Source organism: Thermodesulfovibrio aggregans (assembly GCF_001514535.1).
In the GTDB taxonomy this organism is placed as follows: Bacteria; Nitrospirota; Thermodesulfovibrionia; order Thermodesulfovibrionales; family Thermodesulfovibrionaceae; genus Thermodesulfovibrio; species Thermodesulfovibrio aggregans.
Map to the genome: position 1 here is coordinate 919578 of NZ_BCNO01000001.1, position 17224 is coordinate 936801.

18 protein-coding genes and 1 tRNA gene are annotated in these 17224 nt (G+C 35.7%); 16 read left to right on the forward strand and 3 right to left on the reverse strand.

The window, feature by feature from the left end; all coding sequences use genetic code 11:
- The first annotated feature begins 319 nt into the window (after positions 1 to 319).
- The 10 genes from galE to TAGGR_RS04700 all read left to right on the forward strand — a co-directional run bounded on the left by galE (position 320) and on the right by TAGGR_RS04700 (position 8669).
- Entirely contained in the window at positions 320 to 1312 is a 993-nt protein-coding gene (gene galE / locus TAGGR_RS04655) for a UDP-glucose 4-epimerase GalE (RefSeq protein ID WP_059176181.1), read from the forward strand.
- 115 nt (positions 1313 to 1427) lie between these two features.
- Complete coding sequence (locus TAGGR_RS04660; RefSeq protein WP_059176555.1) at positions 1428 to 2645, forward strand: aspartate kinase; 1218 nt, start codon at positions 1428 to 1430, stop codon at positions 2643 to 2645.
- Positions 2645 to 3820: a bifunctional glutamate N-acetyltransferase/amino-acid acetyltransferase ArgJ gene (gene argJ / locus TAGGR_RS04665; protein ID WP_059176182.1), complete on the forward strand. Its 1176-nt coding sequence runs from the start codon at positions 2645 to 2647 to the stop codon at positions 3818 to 3820. Before TAGGR_RS04660 ends, argJ begins: the two co-directional genes overlap by 1 nt.
- Before the next feature lie 17 nt (positions 3821 to 3837).
- Complete coding sequence (locus TAGGR_RS04670; RefSeq protein WP_059176183.1) at positions 3838 to 4254, forward strand: hypothetical protein; 417 nt, start codon at positions 3838 to 3840, stop codon at positions 4252 to 4254.
- Between the two features lie 32 nt (positions 4255 to 4286).
- A complete protein-coding gene (clpS, locus tag TAGGR_RS04675) occupies positions 4287 to 4589 on the forward strand; it encodes an ATP-dependent Clp protease adapter ClpS (protein ID WP_059176184.1) in 303 nt (100 codons plus the stop codon).
- Positions 4582 to 6804: an ATP-dependent Clp protease ATP-binding subunit ClpA gene (clpA, locus tag TAGGR_RS04680; protein WP_059176185.1), complete on the forward strand. Its 2223-nt coding sequence runs from the start codon at positions 4582 to 4584 to the stop codon at positions 6802 to 6804. The genes clpS and clpA overlap by 8 nt, the downstream gene beginning before the upstream one ends.
- Positions 6782 to 7537, forward strand: coding sequence for a leucyl/phenylalanyl-tRNA--protein transferase (aat, locus tag TAGGR_RS04685; protein WP_059176186.1), 756 nt, complete (start codon positions 6782 to 6784; stop codon positions 7535 to 7537). Before clpA ends, aat begins: the two co-directional genes overlap by 23 nt.
- Entirely contained in the window at positions 7518 to 8189 is a 672-nt protein-coding gene (locus tag TAGGR_RS04690; RefSeq protein WP_059176187.1) for an HAD family hydrolase, read from the forward strand. The genes aat and TAGGR_RS04690 overlap by 20 nt, the downstream gene beginning before the upstream one ends.
- Before the next feature lie 4 nt (positions 8190 to 8193).
- Entirely contained in the window at positions 8194 to 8541 is a 348-nt protein-coding gene (locus TAGGR_RS04695) for a peptide chain release factor family protein (RefSeq protein WP_059176188.1), read from the forward strand.
- 55 nt (positions 8542 to 8596) lie between these two features.
- A tRNA-Lys gene (locus tag TAGGR_RS04700) sits at positions 8597 to 8669 on the forward strand.
- Positions 8670 to 9013: 344 nt separating this feature from the next.
- Here the strand turns inward: TAGGR_RS04700 and fabF are convergent.
- Genes fabF through fabG form a run of 3 tightly spaced genes read right to left on the reverse strand, consistent with a single transcriptional unit; the run spans position 9014 to position 11267 of the window.
- Complete coding sequence (fabF, locus tag TAGGR_RS04705; RefSeq protein WP_059176189.1) at positions 9014 to 10261, reverse strand: beta-ketoacyl-ACP synthase II; 1248 nt, start codon at positions 10259 to 10261, stop codon at positions 9014 to 9016.
- A gap of 7 nt (positions 10262 to 10268) precedes the next feature.
- Positions 10269 to 10505, reverse strand: coding sequence for an acyl carrier protein (gene acpP / locus TAGGR_RS04710; protein ID WP_059176190.1), 237 nt, complete (start codon positions 10503 to 10505; stop codon positions 10269 to 10271).
- A gap of 24 nt (positions 10506 to 10529) precedes the next feature.
- A complete protein-coding gene (gene fabG / locus TAGGR_RS04715) occupies positions 10530 to 11267 on the reverse strand; it encodes a 3-oxoacyl-[acyl-carrier-protein] reductase (RefSeq protein WP_059176191.1) in 738 nt (245 codons plus the stop codon).
- A 113-nt stretch (positions 11268 to 11380) separates the two neighbouring features.
- Here fabG and TAGGR_RS04720 point away from each other — a divergent pair, with 113 nt between their 5' ends.
- The 6 genes from TAGGR_RS04720 to TAGGR_RS04745 all read left to right on the forward strand — a co-directional run.
- Positions 11381 to 12289 carry an ROK family protein gene (locus tag TAGGR_RS04720; RefSeq protein WP_059176192.1) on the forward strand — a complete coding sequence of 303 codons (909 nt, stop codon included), beginning with the start codon at positions 11381 to 11383 and terminating at the stop codon, positions 12287 to 12289.
- Positions 12286 to 14067, forward strand: coding sequence for a translation elongation factor 4 (lepA, locus tag TAGGR_RS04725; protein WP_059176193.1), 1782 nt, complete (start codon positions 12286 to 12288; stop codon positions 14065 to 14067). Before TAGGR_RS04720 ends, lepA begins: the two co-directional genes overlap by 4 nt.
- Before the next feature lie 8 nt (positions 14068 to 14075).
- Positions 14076 to 14681: a signal peptidase I gene (lepB, locus tag TAGGR_RS04730; RefSeq protein ID WP_059176194.1), complete on the forward strand. Its 606-nt coding sequence runs from the start codon at positions 14076 to 14078 to the stop codon at positions 14679 to 14681.
- On the forward strand, positions 14681 to 15331 hold the full coding sequence (locus TAGGR_RS04735; protein ID WP_059176195.1) for a riboflavin synthase: 651 nt from the start codon (positions 14681 to 14683) through the stop codon (positions 15329 to 15331). Before lepB ends, TAGGR_RS04735 begins: the two co-directional genes overlap by 1 nt.
- Positions 15332 to 15343: 12 nt before the next feature.
- Positions 15344 to 16753, forward strand: coding sequence for a mannose-1-phosphate guanylyltransferase/mannose-6-phosphate isomerase (locus tag TAGGR_RS04740; protein WP_059176196.1), 1410 nt, complete (start codon positions 15344 to 15346; stop codon positions 16751 to 16753).
- Between the two features lie 155 nt (positions 16754 to 16908).
- A partial coding sequence (locus TAGGR_RS04745; RefSeq protein WP_173636696.1) for a transposase occupies positions 16909 to 17224 on the forward strand: 316 nt, incomplete at its 3' end.

Consider the following 17224-nt stretch of genomic DNA (forward strand, 5'->3'; position numbering starts at 1 on the left):
AGAAAATTTAATTGATAAACTCAGTAGTTTTTAATTTTCAACAATTTTTTAGAATTCAGCTGACAAAGTTAGGAAAATCAATCATTTAAAACTACATTTTGTGGGTCTAAATCCTGCCTTCAACATTATGCTGAAAAAAATTTAGAAAAAATTCGAACAGCTAATTTATAAAAAACCTAATGATTTGTTCATTGAAGTAGCAAGAATTAGAGGAGACCTTAATAAAGCTTTGTCACAAAAGAGGTAATTGATGGTATAATGATAAGACTTCAGAGACTTGAAGATAAAGTATTGACTGCCGCAGGAGGGTAGATTAAGAATGGGAAGAAAAATTATTATCACTGGTGGAGCTGGATATATTGGAAGTCATTGTGTTAAAAGGCTTGGTGAGCTGGGATACGAAATTCTGACAATTGACAATCTTTCAAGTGGAAACAGATGGGCTGTGCTTTATGGAAAGCTTGAGGTTGTTGACCTTGCTGATAATTCTCGCATAGAGCAAATTGTTAAGGATTTCAGACCTGATGCAGTAATTCATTTTGCCGCATCAATTGTCGTTCCTGAGAGCGTTCAAAATCCTGTAAAGTACTACAAAAACAATACTGAAAACACACTAAATCTTTTAAAAATTCTTGTTGAAAACAATGTAGATAAATTCATTTTCTCATCCACCGCAGCTGTATATGGTATTCCTGAAAGCGTGCCTGTAGGTGAGAATTCTCCGCTTATGCCAATTAATCCATATGGAAGGTCAAAGATGATGTCAGAGATGATACTCAGGGATTTTTCCTCAGCATATGGTTTAAGATATATCTCTTTACGATACTTTAATGTGGCTGGTGCAGATCCAGAAGGAAAGATTGGACAGGCATATAAAGAATCAACCCATCTTATAACAAGAGCTCTAAAGTGTGCAAAAGGTGATTTCCCTCATCTTGAGATTTATGGCACAGATTATCCCACCCGTGATGGAACATGTATAAGAGACTATATTCATGTAACTGACCTTGTTGATGCTCACATTGTTGCTCTTGAATGGCTTTTTCAGGGTGGTGAAAGTGAAGTCTTTAACTGTGGCTACGGTCATGGATACTCGGTAAAAGAGGTCATAGAAGTGGCAAAGAAGGTTACAGGTATAGATTTTAAAGTTATTGAAACTGAAAGAAGACCTGGAGACCCGCCTGAGCTTGTTGCTGATTGTAGCAAGATAAAGTCAAAATTGAACTGGACGCCCCAATATGACGACCTTGAATTTATAATCAAAACTGCATGGGATTGGGAAAGAAAAATAAGTTTTCCATCAAGCCAATAGCACCATTATTTTAAATCTTCCATCAAGCAAGATGTTTTAAAAATTGAGTTATTGTAAAAAGCTTGAGATTTTTTACATAATAGAAAAACTTAAATTTATAGATGGAGGAAAGAGCATGCTTATTGTTCAAAAATACGGTGGAACTTCTGTTGCAAACATTGAAAGAATAAAGGCTGTTGCTGAAAGGGTGTCAAAGACTGTTAAAGAAGGTAACAAAGTAGTTGTGGTTGTCTCTGCAATGGCAGGAGAAACGGACAAACTAATCGGGCTTGCCCATCAAGTTTGTCCTGACCCTCCAGAAAGAGAGATGGATTTGCTTCTTTCGTCAGGAGAGAGGGTCACAGCAGCACTGACCGCTATGGCTTTACATGGATTAGGACATAAGGCGATTGCTCTTACAGGAAGACAGATGGGAATAATAACAGATGCAGTTCATACAAAGGCAAGAATTGAAAAAATTATCGCAACAAGGGCAGTTAAAGCTTTAGCAGATGGTTATATTGTTGTAGTCGCAGGATTTCAGGGGATAACAGAAGATGAAGATGTAACAACACTTGGAAGAGGTGGCTCGGACTTAACAGCTGTTGCCATAGCTGCAGCATTGAACGCTGATTTATGTGAAATTTATACAGATGTTGATGGTGTATTTACAGCTGATCCAAACATTGTTCCCAATGCTCGCAAGCTTGAAAAAATTTCCTATGAAGAAATGCTTGAGCTTGCCTCTTTAGGAGCAAAGGTTTTGCAGACTCGTTCAGTAGAGTTTGCAATGAAATACAATGTTCCAGTAGTAGTGCGTTCAAGCTTTAACTGGAATCCAGGAACATTAGTTACAAAGGAGGATAAAGATATGGAAAAAGTCGTAGTTTCAGGCATTGCCCATGACAAAAATCAGGCAAAGATTACAATACTCAAAGTTCCTGACAGACCGGGAATTGCAGCAAAACTCTTCAAAGCTGTTGCAGATGCTAATATTGTTGTTGACATGATTGTCCAGAACATTAGCAGTGATGGAAAGGCAACTGATATTTCATTTACTGTTCCAAAAACAGATGCAAAGAAAGCACTTGAACTTACGCAAAGAATCTCAAACGAACTGGGTGCTGAGGGAGTTCTTTTAAATGAAGACATAGCAAAAATTTCAATTGTCGGTGTCGGAATGAGAACTCACTCAGGTGTTGCTGCTCAGATGTTTGAAGCTCTTGCAAATCATGGAATAAATATAATGGCAATAAGTACATCAGAGATAAAGATTTCATGTCTTATTGATGCTAAATACACCGAGCTTGCAGTAAGAGTGCTTCATGATACATTTAAGTTAGGTGAGCAGTAATGGATATTGTCTCTCCAGATGGATTTCTATATTCGGTAGCAAAAGCAGGGATTAAATATCCGGACAGATATGATATTGCATTGATTTACTCTAAAAGACCTGCTCAGGTTGCGGGATTTTTTACAACAAACCAGATTAAGGCAGCACCGGTTAAAATATGCATGAAAAGAATTCGTTCAGGACAGGCTCAGGCATTGATTTTAAACAGTGGAAATGCCAATGCCTGCACAGGGAAAAAAGGCATAGAGGATGCACTAAAAGTAACTGATTATATTGCAGAAAAGCTTGCAATTAATAAAGAGTATGTTTATCCGCTTTCAACTGGAGTCATTGGAATGCCTCTACCTGTAGAACGAATTATGAAAGCAGTTGATGAACTTGTAAACAGTCTGGGAAACGCTCAGCCTTTACAGGTTGCAGAGGCAATAATGACAACCGATACTTTTCCAAAGCTTACATACAGGCAAATTGAAACTGCTTCACCGGTGACAATTCTTGGAATATGTAAGGGTGCGGGAATGATCTGTCCAAATATGGCAACAATGCTCTGTACAATACTTACCGATGCAAAGATAAGCTCTGATTTGATGAAAGAAGCATTAAGAGATGCTGTAGCACAAAGCTTTAACTCAATCACAGTAGATGGAGACATGTCAACAAATGATACAGTGCTGATGCTTGCTAATGGAGAGTCTGAGATAAAAATTGAGAGAAAAACCAATCTTTGGAAGCAGTTTAGAGAAGTTCTTACTGATCTATGCATTGAACTATCAAAAATGATAGTGAAAGACGGAGAAGGTGCAACAAAGTTTGTGAGTGTCACAGTTAAAGGAGCTAAAACAACTCAGGATGCAAGAAGAGTTGCCCGTGCAGTGGCTAATTCTCTTTTGGTTAAGACGGCTCTTTACGGAGGTGATCCAAACTGGGGTAGAGTGATTGCTGCTGTTGGCTATTCAGGAGTCCCTGTAAAAGAGGAAAAAATCGAGATTTACATCAACGATATATGCCTTTTTAGAGGATTACCAACAATGAGAGAGGATGAACTTAAAGAGTCTCTCAAGCAAAGGGAGATTGAAATTCTGATAAATCTAAATCTTGGCAAAGGACATACAACTATTTTTACTACTGACCTATCAGAGGATTATGTACGGATTAACTCTGCGTACAGAACATAAATGTGATATAATTGAGTATGCCTGAGGTTATTGAAAAAATATCAAAACAGGAACTTGAAGCAATTGTAAAGGAAATTATTGAAGACTTTGTTCGTCAGAATGAACAAAGGGCAAAAGAGCTTTCTATTATTGAGCGAGTAATCAGAGTTGAAGAAGAGCTTAAAGCATTGAGAGAGATTGAAAATGCTCGGTTTGAAGCTATGGAGAAACGGTTTGAGGCACTTCAGCGAGAGATGAAAGCTTATTATGAGGCAACAGATAAGCGGTTTGAGGCTATGGAGAAACGTTTTGAGGCTATGGATAAGCGATTTGAAGCTATGGATAAGCGATTTGAAGCTATGGAGAAACGGTTTCAATTTTTACAGTGGTTTATGGGTGCAGGTTTTACATTTATAAGCATTCTTATAGCAATCTTTGGACTTATCAGACATTGAGCTTTTCTTAAGTTTCTTTTTATCATAAAATTATGGAAGAAAAAATCTTCTTTGATGAAGAGCAAGAAATTTCACTTGATAATCCTGACCGCTACAGAGTATATCTTCTGAATGATGATTACACTACAATGGATTTTGTTGTATATGTTTTAATGACAGTTTTTGACAAACCAAGAGTAGAAGCTACAAGAATTATGCTTTATGTTCACAGACACGGAAAAGGTCTTGCAGGTATTTATCCGAAGGAGATTGCTGAAACAAAGGTAGCTCAGGTGGAAAGCCTTGCAAGAGCCAATGGTTTTCCGTTAAAATGCAGTATAGAAAGAGATGATTAATAAAGATTTACAGATTATCATATCAGCCACCGTTGAAGATGCCATTGAAAGAGGCCATCAGTATCTTACTGTTGAGCATCTTCTCTATGCTATCCTCCATGATGATTTTGGTATGGAAATAATTAAAAACTGCGGCGGAGATCCTGAACAGATTAAAAGAAATCTTGAAAGATTTCTTGAAGAACAGGTCCCAAAGAGAAAAACCAAAGGCCAGACATATCCAACAGTAAGTTTTCAGAGAGTAATGGAAAGAACTATGAATCACATAAAGACTGCAGAAAAAAAGGAAGCTGATGCTGGAGATTTTCTCGCATCCCTGTTCCTTGAAGAGGATACATATGCGGTAAGTCTTCTTAAATCATATGGAATAACGAGAATTGACATTTTAAACTACATTTCTCACGGAATACCCAAAACAGGTTTTGAAGAAACAGTAAGAAAAGAAGAAAAAAGGGGAGATCCTCTTAAAACCTTTACGATAGAGCTTGTAGAAAAAGCCCGTAGAGGAGAAATTGACCCAATAATTGGTCGTGAGCTAGAACTTGAGAGAGTTATTCAGGTTTTATCAAGAAGAAGAAAAAATAATGTAATTCTTGTAGGTGAACCAGGAGTTGGTAAAACAGCAATTGTTGAAGGACTGGCATTAAAGGTTGCCCATGGCGAAGTTCCCTCTCATCTTAAAAATGTTAAAATTTTTGCTCTTGATATGGGTTCTTTACTTGCCGGAACAAAGTATAGGGGAGACTTTGAAGCAAGAATGAAAGCTTTGATAAACTCTCTTTATAAGATTAAAGACTGTGTACTTTTCATAGATGAAATTCATACAGTTGTAGGTGCTGGCTCTGCAAGTGGAAGCACAGTTGATGCTTCCAATCTTTTAAAACCTGTTTTAATTGAAGGAAAGATTCGCTGCATAGGTGCAACAACCTATGAGGAATACAGAAACTACTTCGAAAAAGACAGAGCTCTTTCAAGAAGATTTCAAAAAATAGATATTGCTGAGCCTACTGAAGAAGAAACATTTGAAATTCTCAAAGGGTTAAAGTCTCACTATGAAGAACATCACGGAGTTACTTACACTGAAGAAGCATTACGTTCAGCAGTTCATCTTTCAGCAAAATACATAACTGAGAGATTTTTACCTGATAAAGCCATTGATGTTATTGATGAAGCAGGTGCCGTTGTAAGACTATATCATAGCGATGACCCTGTGGTTACAGAAAAAATAATTGAACAGACAGTTGCAAAGATAGCGAGAATACCTTCTCAGGAGATAACATCCAGTGATGTTGACAGACTCAGAAATCTCGAAACAGAGCTAAAGAGAGTAATTTTTGGACAGGATGAAGCAGTGGAGGCAGTTGTAAGGGTAATTAAGCTTGCCAAAGCAGGACTTAAAGAGCCGCAAAGACCAATAGGTTGTTTTCTATTTACTGGACCTACAGGAGTTGGAAAAACTGAGCTTGCACGGCAACTTGCCCGAATTCTTGGTATAGGTTTTATAAGATTTGACATGAGCGAATATATGGAAAAACACTCTGTTGCCAAGCTTATTGGAGCACCTCCAGGATACATCGGATTTGAACAGGGAGGACTTTTAACTGAACAGATTAGAAAAACACCGCACTGTGTGCTTTTGCTTGATGAGATAGAGAAAGCTCATGAAGAGATATTTAATGTGTTACTGCAGGTTATGGATTATGGAACTCTTACAGATAATACAGGAAGAAAGGCAGACATGAGAAATGTTATCCTTATCATGACATCAAATATTGGTGCAAGAGAGATGGAAAGACCGGTAATTGGCTTTGGTGACAGAAGTTCTGATCAGATCAAAAAAGGTAAAGAGGCAGTTGAAAGGCTTTTCAGTCCTGAATTTCGTAACAGACTTGATGCAGTTGTCAGTTTCAATTCTTTACCAGAAGAAGTTGTGTTAAAGATTGTAGATAAATTCATTAGAGAACTTAATGAGCAACTTCAGTCAAAGAATATCTTTGTTGAACTTACAGAAGAGGCAAGAAAGTGGCTCGCTCAAAAGGGTTTTGATCCAAAGTTTGGAGCAAGACCTCTTCAGAGAATTATTCAGAAGGAAATAAAAGCTCCGCTTGTTGAAGAAATTTTATTTGGAAAGCTTAAAAACGGTGGTAAAGTTAAAGTCTATGTTTACGAAGAAAGCCTGTCTTTTGAAGTAGATGACAGTATTTTTACTTCCTGAAGAACTATTTTTCCCTCATCCAGATTTAGCAGACCCTGATGGATTGCTCGCAATCGGTGGAGATCTTAGCCCGGAAAGACTTATTCTTGCATACAAATTTGGCATATTCCCCTGGTATAACCATCAACCAATTCTTTGGTGGTCACCTCCTCAGAGACCTTTGATATTTCCAAGACTTTTTAAAATGGCAAGGAGTCTTTATCAAACTTTGAAAAAGGATACTTACAGAGTGAGCTTTGATAGAGATTTTTATGCAGTTATAAAAGGATGTGCAACAGCACCGAGAAGAGACTCTACAGGAACATGGTTACTTCCAGAAATGATAGAGGCTTATACAGAACTTCATCAGCTTGGGTATGCTCATTCAGTTGAAGTATGGTTTGAGGATAAAATAGTAGGAGGACTATACGGAGTCTCAATTGGTAAAGCCTTTTTTGGTGAGTCTATGTTTACACTTATGAAAGATGCATCAAAGGTAGCTCTTGCATGCCTTGTTGAGCATTTGATAAAAAATAGTTTTTATTTTATTGACTGCCAGATTACTAACAGACATTTATTAAGCCTGGGAGCCTACGAAGTGCCACGTAGAGTTTTTCTTGTTTTGCTTGATGAAGCTTTAAAGAAAGAAGATTTAACAGAATGGCAAAGAGAGCCAGAGCCTACATCAAAAACTGCAAAGTTTCTAAAAGAAAAACTAATTCCACGGAGGAACTATGAAGCTAATTCTTTTTGATATTGATGGAACTTTAATAAGTGCTGGAGGAGCAGGAACTCGTTCTCTTAATAAAGCATTTGAAGAAGTTTTGGGGATTAAAGATGCATTCAAAAACTTTGAAATGGCTGGAAAGACAGATGTTCAGATAATAAAGGAGGGACTCATTCTAAAGGGAATTGAGCCTTCAACTCATCTGATTAATGATTTGATAGGAAGTTATCTTAAAAATCTAAGCATTGAGATCAATAACAACTCAAAACATTTAAAACCCGGAGTAAAGGAGTTCATAGAATTTATTCATTACGAATTAAAATATCCAATGGGACTTCTTACGGGAAATTTAGAGAAAGGCGCAAGAATTAAGCTTGAGCCTTTTGGACTAAACTACTTTTTTCCAATAGGTGCTTTTGGAAGTGACCATGAAGACAGAAATCAACTTTTACCAATAGCTGTTCGTAGATTTTTTGAAAGATTTAATAATTCCATAGACTTTCATCAATGTGTTGTTATTGGTGACACTCCAAGAGATGTGGCATGTGCTAAACCATATGGAGCAAAAGTAGTTGCTGTTGCTACAGGTCCATACAGTATTGAGCAACTTAGGACTACAGACGCTGACATAGTTGTTGAAACTCTCTCAGAAATTGATAAAATTATAAGTATTTTCTAGTGATATGGGAAAGTTTCCTGTAACTGAAAAAAAAGAGAAAGAACTCCTGTATGAGATGGAAAATCTCGGAATTAAGGAGACCGATATTGAGGAAAAGTTCATAAGATGTTCAGGACATGGGGGACAAAAACTAAATAAAACCTCAACAGGAGTTTATCTAAAACATATACCCACAGGCATTGAGGTTAAGTGCACAAAGGAAAGATCGCAGGGATTAAATCGTTTTTTTGCCCGTAGAATGCTTATAGAAAAGTTTAAAGAATATTTAGGTATTCCTACTGAAAAACAGAAACAAATTGAGAAAATAAGAAAGAAAAAATCTAAATCTCGAAGAAAAAATTTATCTTTTTAACATAGATACTTAAAAAGTTGACCTTTTCAGATATTTTTTTGTATTCTAAATTTGTGGGCCGTTAGCTCAGCTGGTAGAGCAGCTGACTCTTAATCAGCGGGTCGCAGGTTCGAATCCTGCACGGCTCATTGATTTTCAAGGGTTTGCAATTTTCATTTTCCACATCATTAACCACATGTTCACCACATATAGACTCAAGAGCTTGAATAGCATTCTGAAGCACAGGTAAAGCAATTTTAACTTGATTTTGTCAGTTTAACTTTGAAACTTGTTGAAAATAAAAGATTTTTACAATATTAAAATAAAAATTTACCACTACAACTGCCTCTAAAGCCTTGATTGTCAATGGTTTGCCTAAACTTTTTCTTTCTTTGCGATTTTGGAGAGTACTTTCATCCCTAACGCTTTAAGTATTTTTCTCCCTTTTCAGGGTTAATGGTATTAGTAATAAAAATTTAATAAACAGAATATGCTATGCTTCTGTAAATTTTTTGAACAAGAGTGAGGCATTTGTGCCGCCAAAACCAAATGAGTTTGTCATTGCGTATCTAATTTCTTTTTTCTTTGGTTTATATGGGACATAGTCAAGGTCACATTCTGGATCTGGATTATCAAGGTTAATTGTTGGAGGAACAACATTTTCATAAATGCTTAAAATTGTAAAGATTGCCTCTACTCCACCTGCTGCACCAAGAAGATGTCCTGTCATTGATTTTGTAGAACTCACACAAAGTTTATAAGCATGTTCACCAAAAACTTTCTTTATTGCCTGGGTTTCAAGCTCATCTCCCTGTTTTGTGCTTGTACCATGAGCATTTATATAATCAATCTCTTCTGGATTAATTCCAGCATCATTGATTGCCGCCTTCATACATCTTGCTCCACCCTCACCTTCTGGAGCAGGTGCTGTAATATGATAGGCATCAGAACTCATTCCATATCCTACCAACTCTGCATAAATTTTTGCTCCTCTTTTCAATGCATGTTCAAGTTCTTCAAGAATAATAATTCCGCTTCCTTCGCCCATTACAAATCCATCTCTATCAATGTCAAAAGGTCTGCTTGCTTTTTCTGGTTCGTCGTTTCTTGTTGAAAGAGCTCTCATTATTGAAAATCCTGCTACAGCCATGGGTGTTATAACAGCCTCTGCGCCTCCAGTAATCATTACATCTGCGTCTCCATATTGAATCATTCTGAAAGCCTCACCAATTGAATGATTACCTGTAGCACAGGCGGTTGTTACTGCAAGATTTGGTCCTTTTATTCCATATCTTATGGATATTTGACCTGCTGCAAGATTAATAATTACCATTGGAATAAAAAAGGGGCTTACTCTTTTCCAGCCTTTCTCAAGCAATGTTTTGTGATAGTATTCGATAGTCGGCAGTCCTCCCATCCCTGAACCAATAATAATGCCAATTCTTTCAGAATTCTGAGAATTGATTTTTAAGCCCGAGTCCTGTATTGCCATCTCAGTGGCAGCAATTGCAAAATGAATGAATCTATCCATCTTTTTGATTTCTTTTGGTTCAATGTAGTTTGCAGGATCAAATCCTTTAACTTCAGCAGCGATTCTTACGGGATAATCTTTTGCATCAAAGTGAGTAATATAACCTACTCCTGATTTGCCTTGAAGAAGTGCCTCCCATGAAGATTTGACATCAAGACCGAGAGGAGAAACCATCCCCATCCCGGTCACTACAACTCTTCTTTTTTTCATATGGCAGTTATGCCTGACCTGTTTTGTTTTTTATGTACTCAATAGCATCCTTTACTTTGCTGATCTTTTCAGCATCTTCATCGGGAATCTCAATTCCAAAGGCTTCTTCAAATGCCATCACAAGCTCAACAGTATCAAGAGAATCTGCTCCAAGGTCTTCAACAAAGGATGCTTCAGGTGTTACCTGAGATACCTCCACACCAAGCTGTTTTGCTATAATTTCTTTTACTTTTTCTTCTACCATCAGTTACCTCCTTTTTTTCTTTTTTTACATGTACATTCCGCCATTTACATGAATAACCTGTCCGGTTATATATCCAGATTCTGGCAAAGCCAGAAATATTATGGCATTTGCTACATCCTGAGTAGTTCCAAATCTTTGAAGTGGTATCATTCTAAGCATCTCTTCTTTAACTTTTTCAGGTAACTGTTCTGTCATGGCTGTTTGAATAAAACCAGGTGCAACTGCATTAACTGTAATTCCGCGGGAAGCATACTCTTTAGCCAGAGTTTTTGTTAAAGCTACAAGTCCTGCCTTTGATGCTGAGTAGTTAACTTGTCCAGGATTTCCTATGAAAGCTACAACAGAGGCAATATTTATAATTCTTCCATACTTATTTTTGGACATAATTTTGACTGCCTCTCTACAGCAAAGAAAAGCTCCTTTAAGATTTATGTTTAAAACAGCATCCCATTCTTCATCTTTCATTCTTATAAGAAGATTGTCTTTTGTTATCCCTGCATTATTTACGAGAATCTCAATCTTTGAAAACTTTTTAACAGATTCATCAAATAGTCTTTTAACATCTTCTGAATTAGAAACATCTGCTTTAATACCCAGGGTTTCAACACCATAAAGAGATTTAATCTCTTCAGCAGCTTTTTCAGCATTTTCAGAATTTATATCCACAATTACAACATTTACTCCTTTTTTTGCAAACTCCTCTGCAGTTGTTCTACCGATACCCCTTGAAGACCCAGTAATTATAGCTGTTTGTCCTTTCATAGACAACCTCCTAATCATTCTCTAAAAACTAAATTATAAAAAAATTCAGTCTAAAAATTCTACCCTGCATTTCAAGCTAACAGTTTTTAAAGTTTATGATATAATATCTTTTTATGTATTACATTGGCATAGACATAGGTGGCACAAACATTAAGATTGGTCTGATTTCTAAAGATTGGGAAATTGTAAAAATATGCAAATTTCCCACTGGTAGTGATCCAATGAAAACAATTACTGATGAGTTAGATAGCATTTTTAAAGAATTCAAAGTTACTGGCATAGGTGTTGGAGTTGCAGGTATTGTAGACAAAGAAGGCAATGTCATTCAAGCAGCCAATATTCCATCTTTGAATGATTATTCCTTAGGAAAAGAGTTAAAGGAAAGGTATAATGTAGATGTAAAAATAGAAAATGATGCAAATGTTGCAACAATTGCTGAAGCCTTATTTGGAGAAGGCAGGGGTATATCAAATTTCATTATTCTGACACTTGGAACAGGAATTGGGGGTAGTTTATGGTTAAATGGACAAATTGCTAAGTTTCCTATGGAAGTCGGACATATGAGTATTAATTTTCAAGGAAAATCCTGTAGTTGTGGAGGAGTTGGATGTCTTGAAGTTTATGCATCAGCCAGAGCAATAAAAGACAGTTTTATAGAAAAGCTTGAAAATGGTGAGGACAGTCAGATTAAAGAATTTTATGAAGGTAATTTTTACAAAGCAACTTCTTTAGATATATATAAGGCAGCAATGGAAGGTGACAATGTCTGTAGAAATGTTCTTAAGGAAGCTGGCAAAGCCTTAGGTGCCGGGATGGCAAATTTGATAAATATTTTTGCTCCTGAAAAAATTGTCTTAACTGGTGGACTTTCCCAGGCAGTAAATATTTATATTGAAACAGCCATTCAAGAAGCTAAAAAAAGAGTAATGAAAGGACTTTCTGATTCAGTTAAAATAACTTTATCTAATTTAGTTGACAGCGGCGGAGTTTTAGGAGCTGTTTCAATTTTGAGAAATCAATGAAAAGAATAAGAAATTTTTCAATAATTGCCCATATAGATCACGGTAAATCCACTCTTGCTGATAGACTTCTCGAATTTACAGGAGCTGTGAATCTTGGTGGTAAAATGGGACAAATTCTTGATTCAATGGATCTTGAAAAGGAAAGAGGTATTACAATTAAAGCTCATGCTGTAAGACTGAAATATAAGGCTGAAGATGGCAATGAATATATTTTAAATCTCATTGATACTCCAGGGCATGTTGATTTTTCCTATGAAGTATCCCGTTCTCTTGCTTGTTGTGAAGGAAGTCTTTTGGTTGTTGATGCAACCCAGGGTGTGGAAGCTCAAACTGTTGCAAATGCTTATCTTGCAATAGATCACAACCACGAAATAATTCCTGTAATAAACAAGATTGACCTTCCTCAGGCAGACCCAGAGAGAGTAAAAAAACAGATAGAAGATATTCTAGGTATAGATAGCTCAGAAGCAATACTGGCATCTGCAAAGGAAGGAATTGGAACTAAAGAGATTCTTGAAGCAGTTGTAAAAAAAATTCCTCCACCAAAAGGTGACCCTCAGGCACCTCTAAGAGCTATGATTTTTGACTCATGGTTTGACAACTACCTGGGAGTTATTATTCTTGTAAGGGTGTTTGATGGAATAATAAAACCAGGGATGAAAATAAGGTTGATGGCAACACAAAAAGAATATGAAGTGCAACGACTTGGTATTCTTACTCCTTTTCCAAAAGATATAGAGCAACTTTCAGCAGGTGAGGTCGGATTTATTATAGCAGGAATTAAAAACATCTCTGACACAAAAATAGGAGACACAGTTACAGCAGTAGAAAGTCCTGCTCAGCAGCCTTTACCGGGGTTTAGAGAAGTAAAGCCTATGGTCTTTTGCGGGCTCTATCCAGTGGAGACCAATCAATATGAAGAATTGAAATCATCTCTTGAAAAATTAAGACTCAATGATTCTTCATTTTTCTTTGAGCCTGAAACCTCAGCAGCTCTTGGATTTGGTTTTAGATGCGGATTTTTAGGCTTGCTTCATATGGAAATAATAAAGGAAAGGCTTGAAAGAGAGTTTAATCTCTCTCTTATAAGCACAGCTCCAACAGTGAGATATAAGATCGTTGATAAAAAAGGTGAATATCTGATTGATAATCCGAGTAAAATTCCAAAAATTTATGAAAGAATTGAAGAGCCCTTTATGAAAGTCTCCATAATTGTTCCAGAGGAATTTGTAGGAGAGATTTTAAAACTCTGTCAGGAAAGAAGAGGAATTCAAAAGGAGTTTTCATTTATTTCAAAAGATAGAATTCTTCTTGTTTATGAAATGCCTTTGAATGAAATTTTATGGGATTTTTATGATAAACTAAAATCTCTTTCAAAAGGTTATGCATCAATGGATTATGAATTCATTGGATACAGAGCCTCTGACCTCGTAAAGCTTGATATCCTTATTAATGGAGAACAGGTGGATGCTCTTTCAGTTATTGTTCATAAAGATAAGGCTTACTATAAAGCTCGGGCAATAGTTCAAAAATTAAGAACAGTTATTCCAAGGCAACTATTTGAAGTAGTAATTCAGGCTGCCATAGGTAGCAAAATTATAGCAAGAGAAAGCATTGCTCCACTTAAGAAAAATGTTCTGGCAAAATGTTATGGAGGTGACGTAACAAGAAAGAAAAAACTTCTTGAAAAACAAAAAGAAGGTAAAAAAAGAATGAAGCAAATTGGTCGTGTTGAAATACCCCAGGAAGCTTTTCTATCAGTTTTAAAAATTGAGTAGGAGGTCAGATGACAGGTAAAAAGATTCTTGAATATATAAAAAGCATTGGCATTGCCATATTGATTGCTCTTTTTATAAGAGCTTACATTGTTCAGGCTTTTAAAATACCATCCGGTTCAATGATTCCAACTCTTTTGATAGGAGATCATCTTCTGGTGAATAAGTTTATTTACGGAGTTCATCCACCTTTTTCCGATAAAAAAGTTCTTGTTTTTGAAAAACCAAAAAGAGGAGACATTATAGTTTTTAAATATCCTGAGGATCCAAGCAGAGATTTTATAAAGAGAGTTATAGGGATTGAGGGAGATACTATAGAGATAAAAAACAAAAAAGTTTTTGTCAATGGAATCGAACTTAAAGAGCCCTATGCAAGATATGTTGATTCATATATTCATCCGAGAGAACTTGACCCAAGAGATAATTTTGGACCTGTAAAAGTTCCAAAAGGAAAACTTTTTGTAATGGGAGACAATCGTGATCAGAGTTATGATAGTCGTTTCTGGGGATTTGTTGATTTAAAAGATGTAAAAGGTAAGGCATTTATTATATACTGGTCATGGGATAGTGAAAGTAATAAACCAAGACTTGAAAGAATTGGTAAAATTATAAAGTAATGTTTACTGGAATAGTTGTTGAACTCGGAAAAGTTTATGAAATTCAAAAACTTGCTCAAGGAGCAAGGCTAAGAATTTATTCAAAAGATTTAATAAACAGAGCAAGCATAGGTGATAGCATATCGGTTAATGGAGTTTGTCTTACTGTCTGTGAGATAGATAAATCAAAGAGCGTTATTTCCTTTGATGTATCTCATGAGACACTTCAGAAAACAACTCTTGTTGAATTAAGAAAAGATGAGCCCGTTAATTTAGAGCCTGCTCTTACTCTTAATACTCCTCTTGGTGGACACATTGTAAGTGGACATGTAGAAGGTTTGGGTAAAATTAAAAAGATTGAAAAAATAGGCAATGATCTAAAAATAGAGATTGAAGCTCCAGAGGAAATTCTCAGATACTGCATAAAAAAAGGCTCCATTGCTGTTGATGGAGTAAGTCTTACAATTGTTGATTTATACTCAAATTCCTTTACAGTTGTGCTCATCCCACATACTGCAAAGATGACAACACTTGGATTTAAAAAAATAGGAAGTTCTGTTAACCTTGAATCTGATATAATTGCAAAATACATTGAAAAATTTGTTAATCAATTTAAAAATAACAAAGATGAACAACTTATTACAAAGCTTAAAGATTACGGATACATCTAACAGGAGTTTAAAATGAAGATTTTAATTCTTGCAGGTGGTTCAGGAACCAGACTATGGCCATTGTCAAGAAAAAACTTTCCAAAACAGTTTTTAAAACTTCCTATTGACAATTCCTATGAGAGTTTTTTTCAGAAAACATTAAAAAGGCTATGTTTTTATGATGATGTAGAAATTTTTATTGTAACAAATGAAAAACATAAATTTTATGTAATTGAGCAGATAGAGGAAATATCAAAAAAACTAAAAATTAAGCCAAACTTTGAAATAATTCTTGAACCTACTTCAAAAAATACAGCTCCTGCCATTGCTTTAGCTTTAAAATATGCAATTGAAAAGGGAATATCTAAAGATGAAGTTTTTTTTGTATCTCCATCGGATCACTTAATTAAGCCAGAAAATGAATTTTCAAGTTATGTTAAAGCTTCAGAAGAGATAGCTAAAAAGGGATACATAGTCACATTTGGTATAAAACCCAACCGTCCTGAAACAGGTTATGGATATATTAAGGTAAAAATGCCCAAAATAGAAAGTTTTTATGAAGTAGAGAATTTTGTTGAAAAACCTGATATTGAAACGGCAATTAAATACATAGAAGATGGAAACTACTTCTGGAACTCTGGTATGTTTGCTTTTAGAGCAGATACAATGATTGAAGAGTTTAAAAAAAATGTTCCTGAAATTGGTGAGATTTTTGAAAAACCCTATGAAAAACTTTTAAGCGATTTTTATAACCTTCCTGATATATCCATTGATTATGCTGTTATGGAAAAAACAGACAAAGCAACGCTTCTTCCACTAAACATATTCTGGTCAGATATTGGTTCATGGGAAAGTCTTTATGAAATCCTTGAAAAAGACTCTTCAGGTAATGCATTAATAGGAGAGTCTGTAAACATAGGCACAGAGAACAGTCTTATTGTCACTAATAAAAGACTTACTGCTACATTGGGACTTCAGGATACTTTAGTCATTGAAACAGAAGATGCACTTCTTATTGCAAAGAAAGGAGAATCGCAGAAGGTTAGAGAAATAGTAAAAATTCTTACTAAAAAGGCTGCTCAATTAGTTGAAGAACACACCACTGTTTACAGACCATGGGGAAGTTTCACTCTTCTTGAAACAGGACATAGGTATAAAATAAAGAGAATAACAGTGAATCCTGGAGCTTCTCTTTCTCTTCAGATGCATCATCACAGATCCGAGCACTGGGTAGTTGTAAAAGGAACTGCTAAAGTAAAAATTGGAGATAGGGAGCAGTATGTTCATGAAAATGAGTCAGTATATGTTCCAAAAAGCACACTTCACAGGCTTGAAAATCCAGGTAAAATTCCCCTTGAAATAATAGAGGTTCAGGTAGGAGAGTATGTTGAAGAAGATGATATAAAAAGATTTGAGGACATCTATGGAAGAGAGAATATTTAGAAAGTATGATATAAGAGGCATTTATGGCGAAGACCTTACAGAGGATGTAGTGGTAGTGTAAAATTTTTTATGTGTAAAATTGACAGAGCAATAAAAGAGGGTGTATCCTCCATTAAATTAACCAAAAATCAAACAAAGAAAGGAGGAATACATCCATGAAAGAAAAACCTTTAACTAATTTAAGATTACCAGATTTATGGAAAGAATTCAACAGTAATTTTAATGAATCTTTCTGGGAAGAATTTGAACAAAAAATGAAGTTAATGAAGAAAAAGTTTATTGAATTAGCATTACAAGAGGAGATAACAGCACTTACAGGGGCTCAAAAATATGAAAGAACCCCAGAGAGAGTTTACCGTAGGAATGGATACTGGAAGAGATACATAATCCTGAAAGATGGAAAACTTCAGATTAACATGCCCAGACTAAGAGAGACAGGTTTTCAAAGTAAGATAATTCCCAGATACATAA

Bases quoted from the DNA above. Each gene is read 5' to 3' on its own strand.
- TAGGR_RS04740 (WP_059176196.1), top strand. From the start codon at position 15,344: ATGAAGATTTTAATTCTTGCAGGTGGTTCAGGAACCAGACTATGGCCA.
- TAGGR_RS04695 (WP_059176188.1), top strand. From the start codon at position 8,194: ATGGGAAAGTTTCCTGTAACTGAAAAAAAAGAGAAAGAACTCCTGTAT.
- argJ (WP_059176182.1), top strand. From the start codon at position 2,645: ATGGATATTGTCTCTCCAGATGGATTTCTATATTCGGTAGCAAAAGCA.
- galE (WP_059176181.1), top strand. From the start codon at position 320: ATGGGAAGAAAAATTATTATCACTGGTGGAGCTGGATATATTGGAAGT.
- lepB (WP_059176194.1), top strand. From the start codon at position 14,076: ATGACAGGTAAAAAGATTCTTGAATATATAAAAAGCATTGGCATTGCC.
- fabF (WP_059176189.1), bottom strand. From the start codon at position 10,261: ATGAAAAAAAGAAGAGTTGTAGTGACCGGGATGGGGATGGTTTCTCCT.
- clpA (WP_059176185.1), top strand. From the start codon at position 4,582: ATGATTAATAAAGATTTACAGATTATCATATCAGCCACCGTTGAAGAT.
- TAGGR_RS04690 (WP_059176187.1), top strand. From the start codon at position 7,518: ATGAAGCTAATTCTTTTTGATATTGATGGAACTTTAATAAGTGCTGGA.
- acpP (WP_059176190.1), bottom strand. From the start codon at position 10,505: ATGGTAGAAGAAAAAGTAAAAGAAATTATAGCAAAACAGCTTGGTGTG.
- TAGGR_RS04735 (WP_059176195.1), top strand. From the start codon at position 14,681: ATGTTTACTGGAATAGTTGTTGAACTCGGAAAAGTTTATGAAATTCAA.
- TAGGR_RS04660 (WP_059176555.1), top strand. From the start codon at position 1,428: ATGCTTATTGTTCAAAAATACGGTGGAACTTCTGTTGCAAACATTGAA.
- fabG (WP_059176191.1), bottom strand. From the start codon at position 11,267: ATGAAAGGACAAACAGCTATAATTACTGGGTCTTCAAGGGGTATCGGT.
- aat (WP_059176186.1), top strand. From the start codon at position 6,782: ATGACAGTATTTTTACTTCCTGAAGAACTATTTTTCCCTCATCCAGAT.
- lepA (WP_059176193.1), top strand. From the start codon at position 12,286: ATGAAAAGAATAAGAAATTTTTCAATAATTGCCCATATAGATCACGGT.
- TAGGR_RS04720 (WP_059176192.1), top strand. From the start codon at position 11,381: ATGTATTACATTGGCATAGACATAGGTGGCACAAACATTAAGATTGGT.
- TAGGR_RS04670 (WP_059176183.1), top strand. From the start codon at position 3,838: ATGCCTGAGGTTATTGAAAAAATATCAAAACAGGAACTTGAAGCAATT.
- clpS (WP_059176184.1), top strand. From the start codon at position 4,287: ATGGAAGAAAAAATCTTCTTTGATGAAGAGCAAGAAATTTCACTTGAT.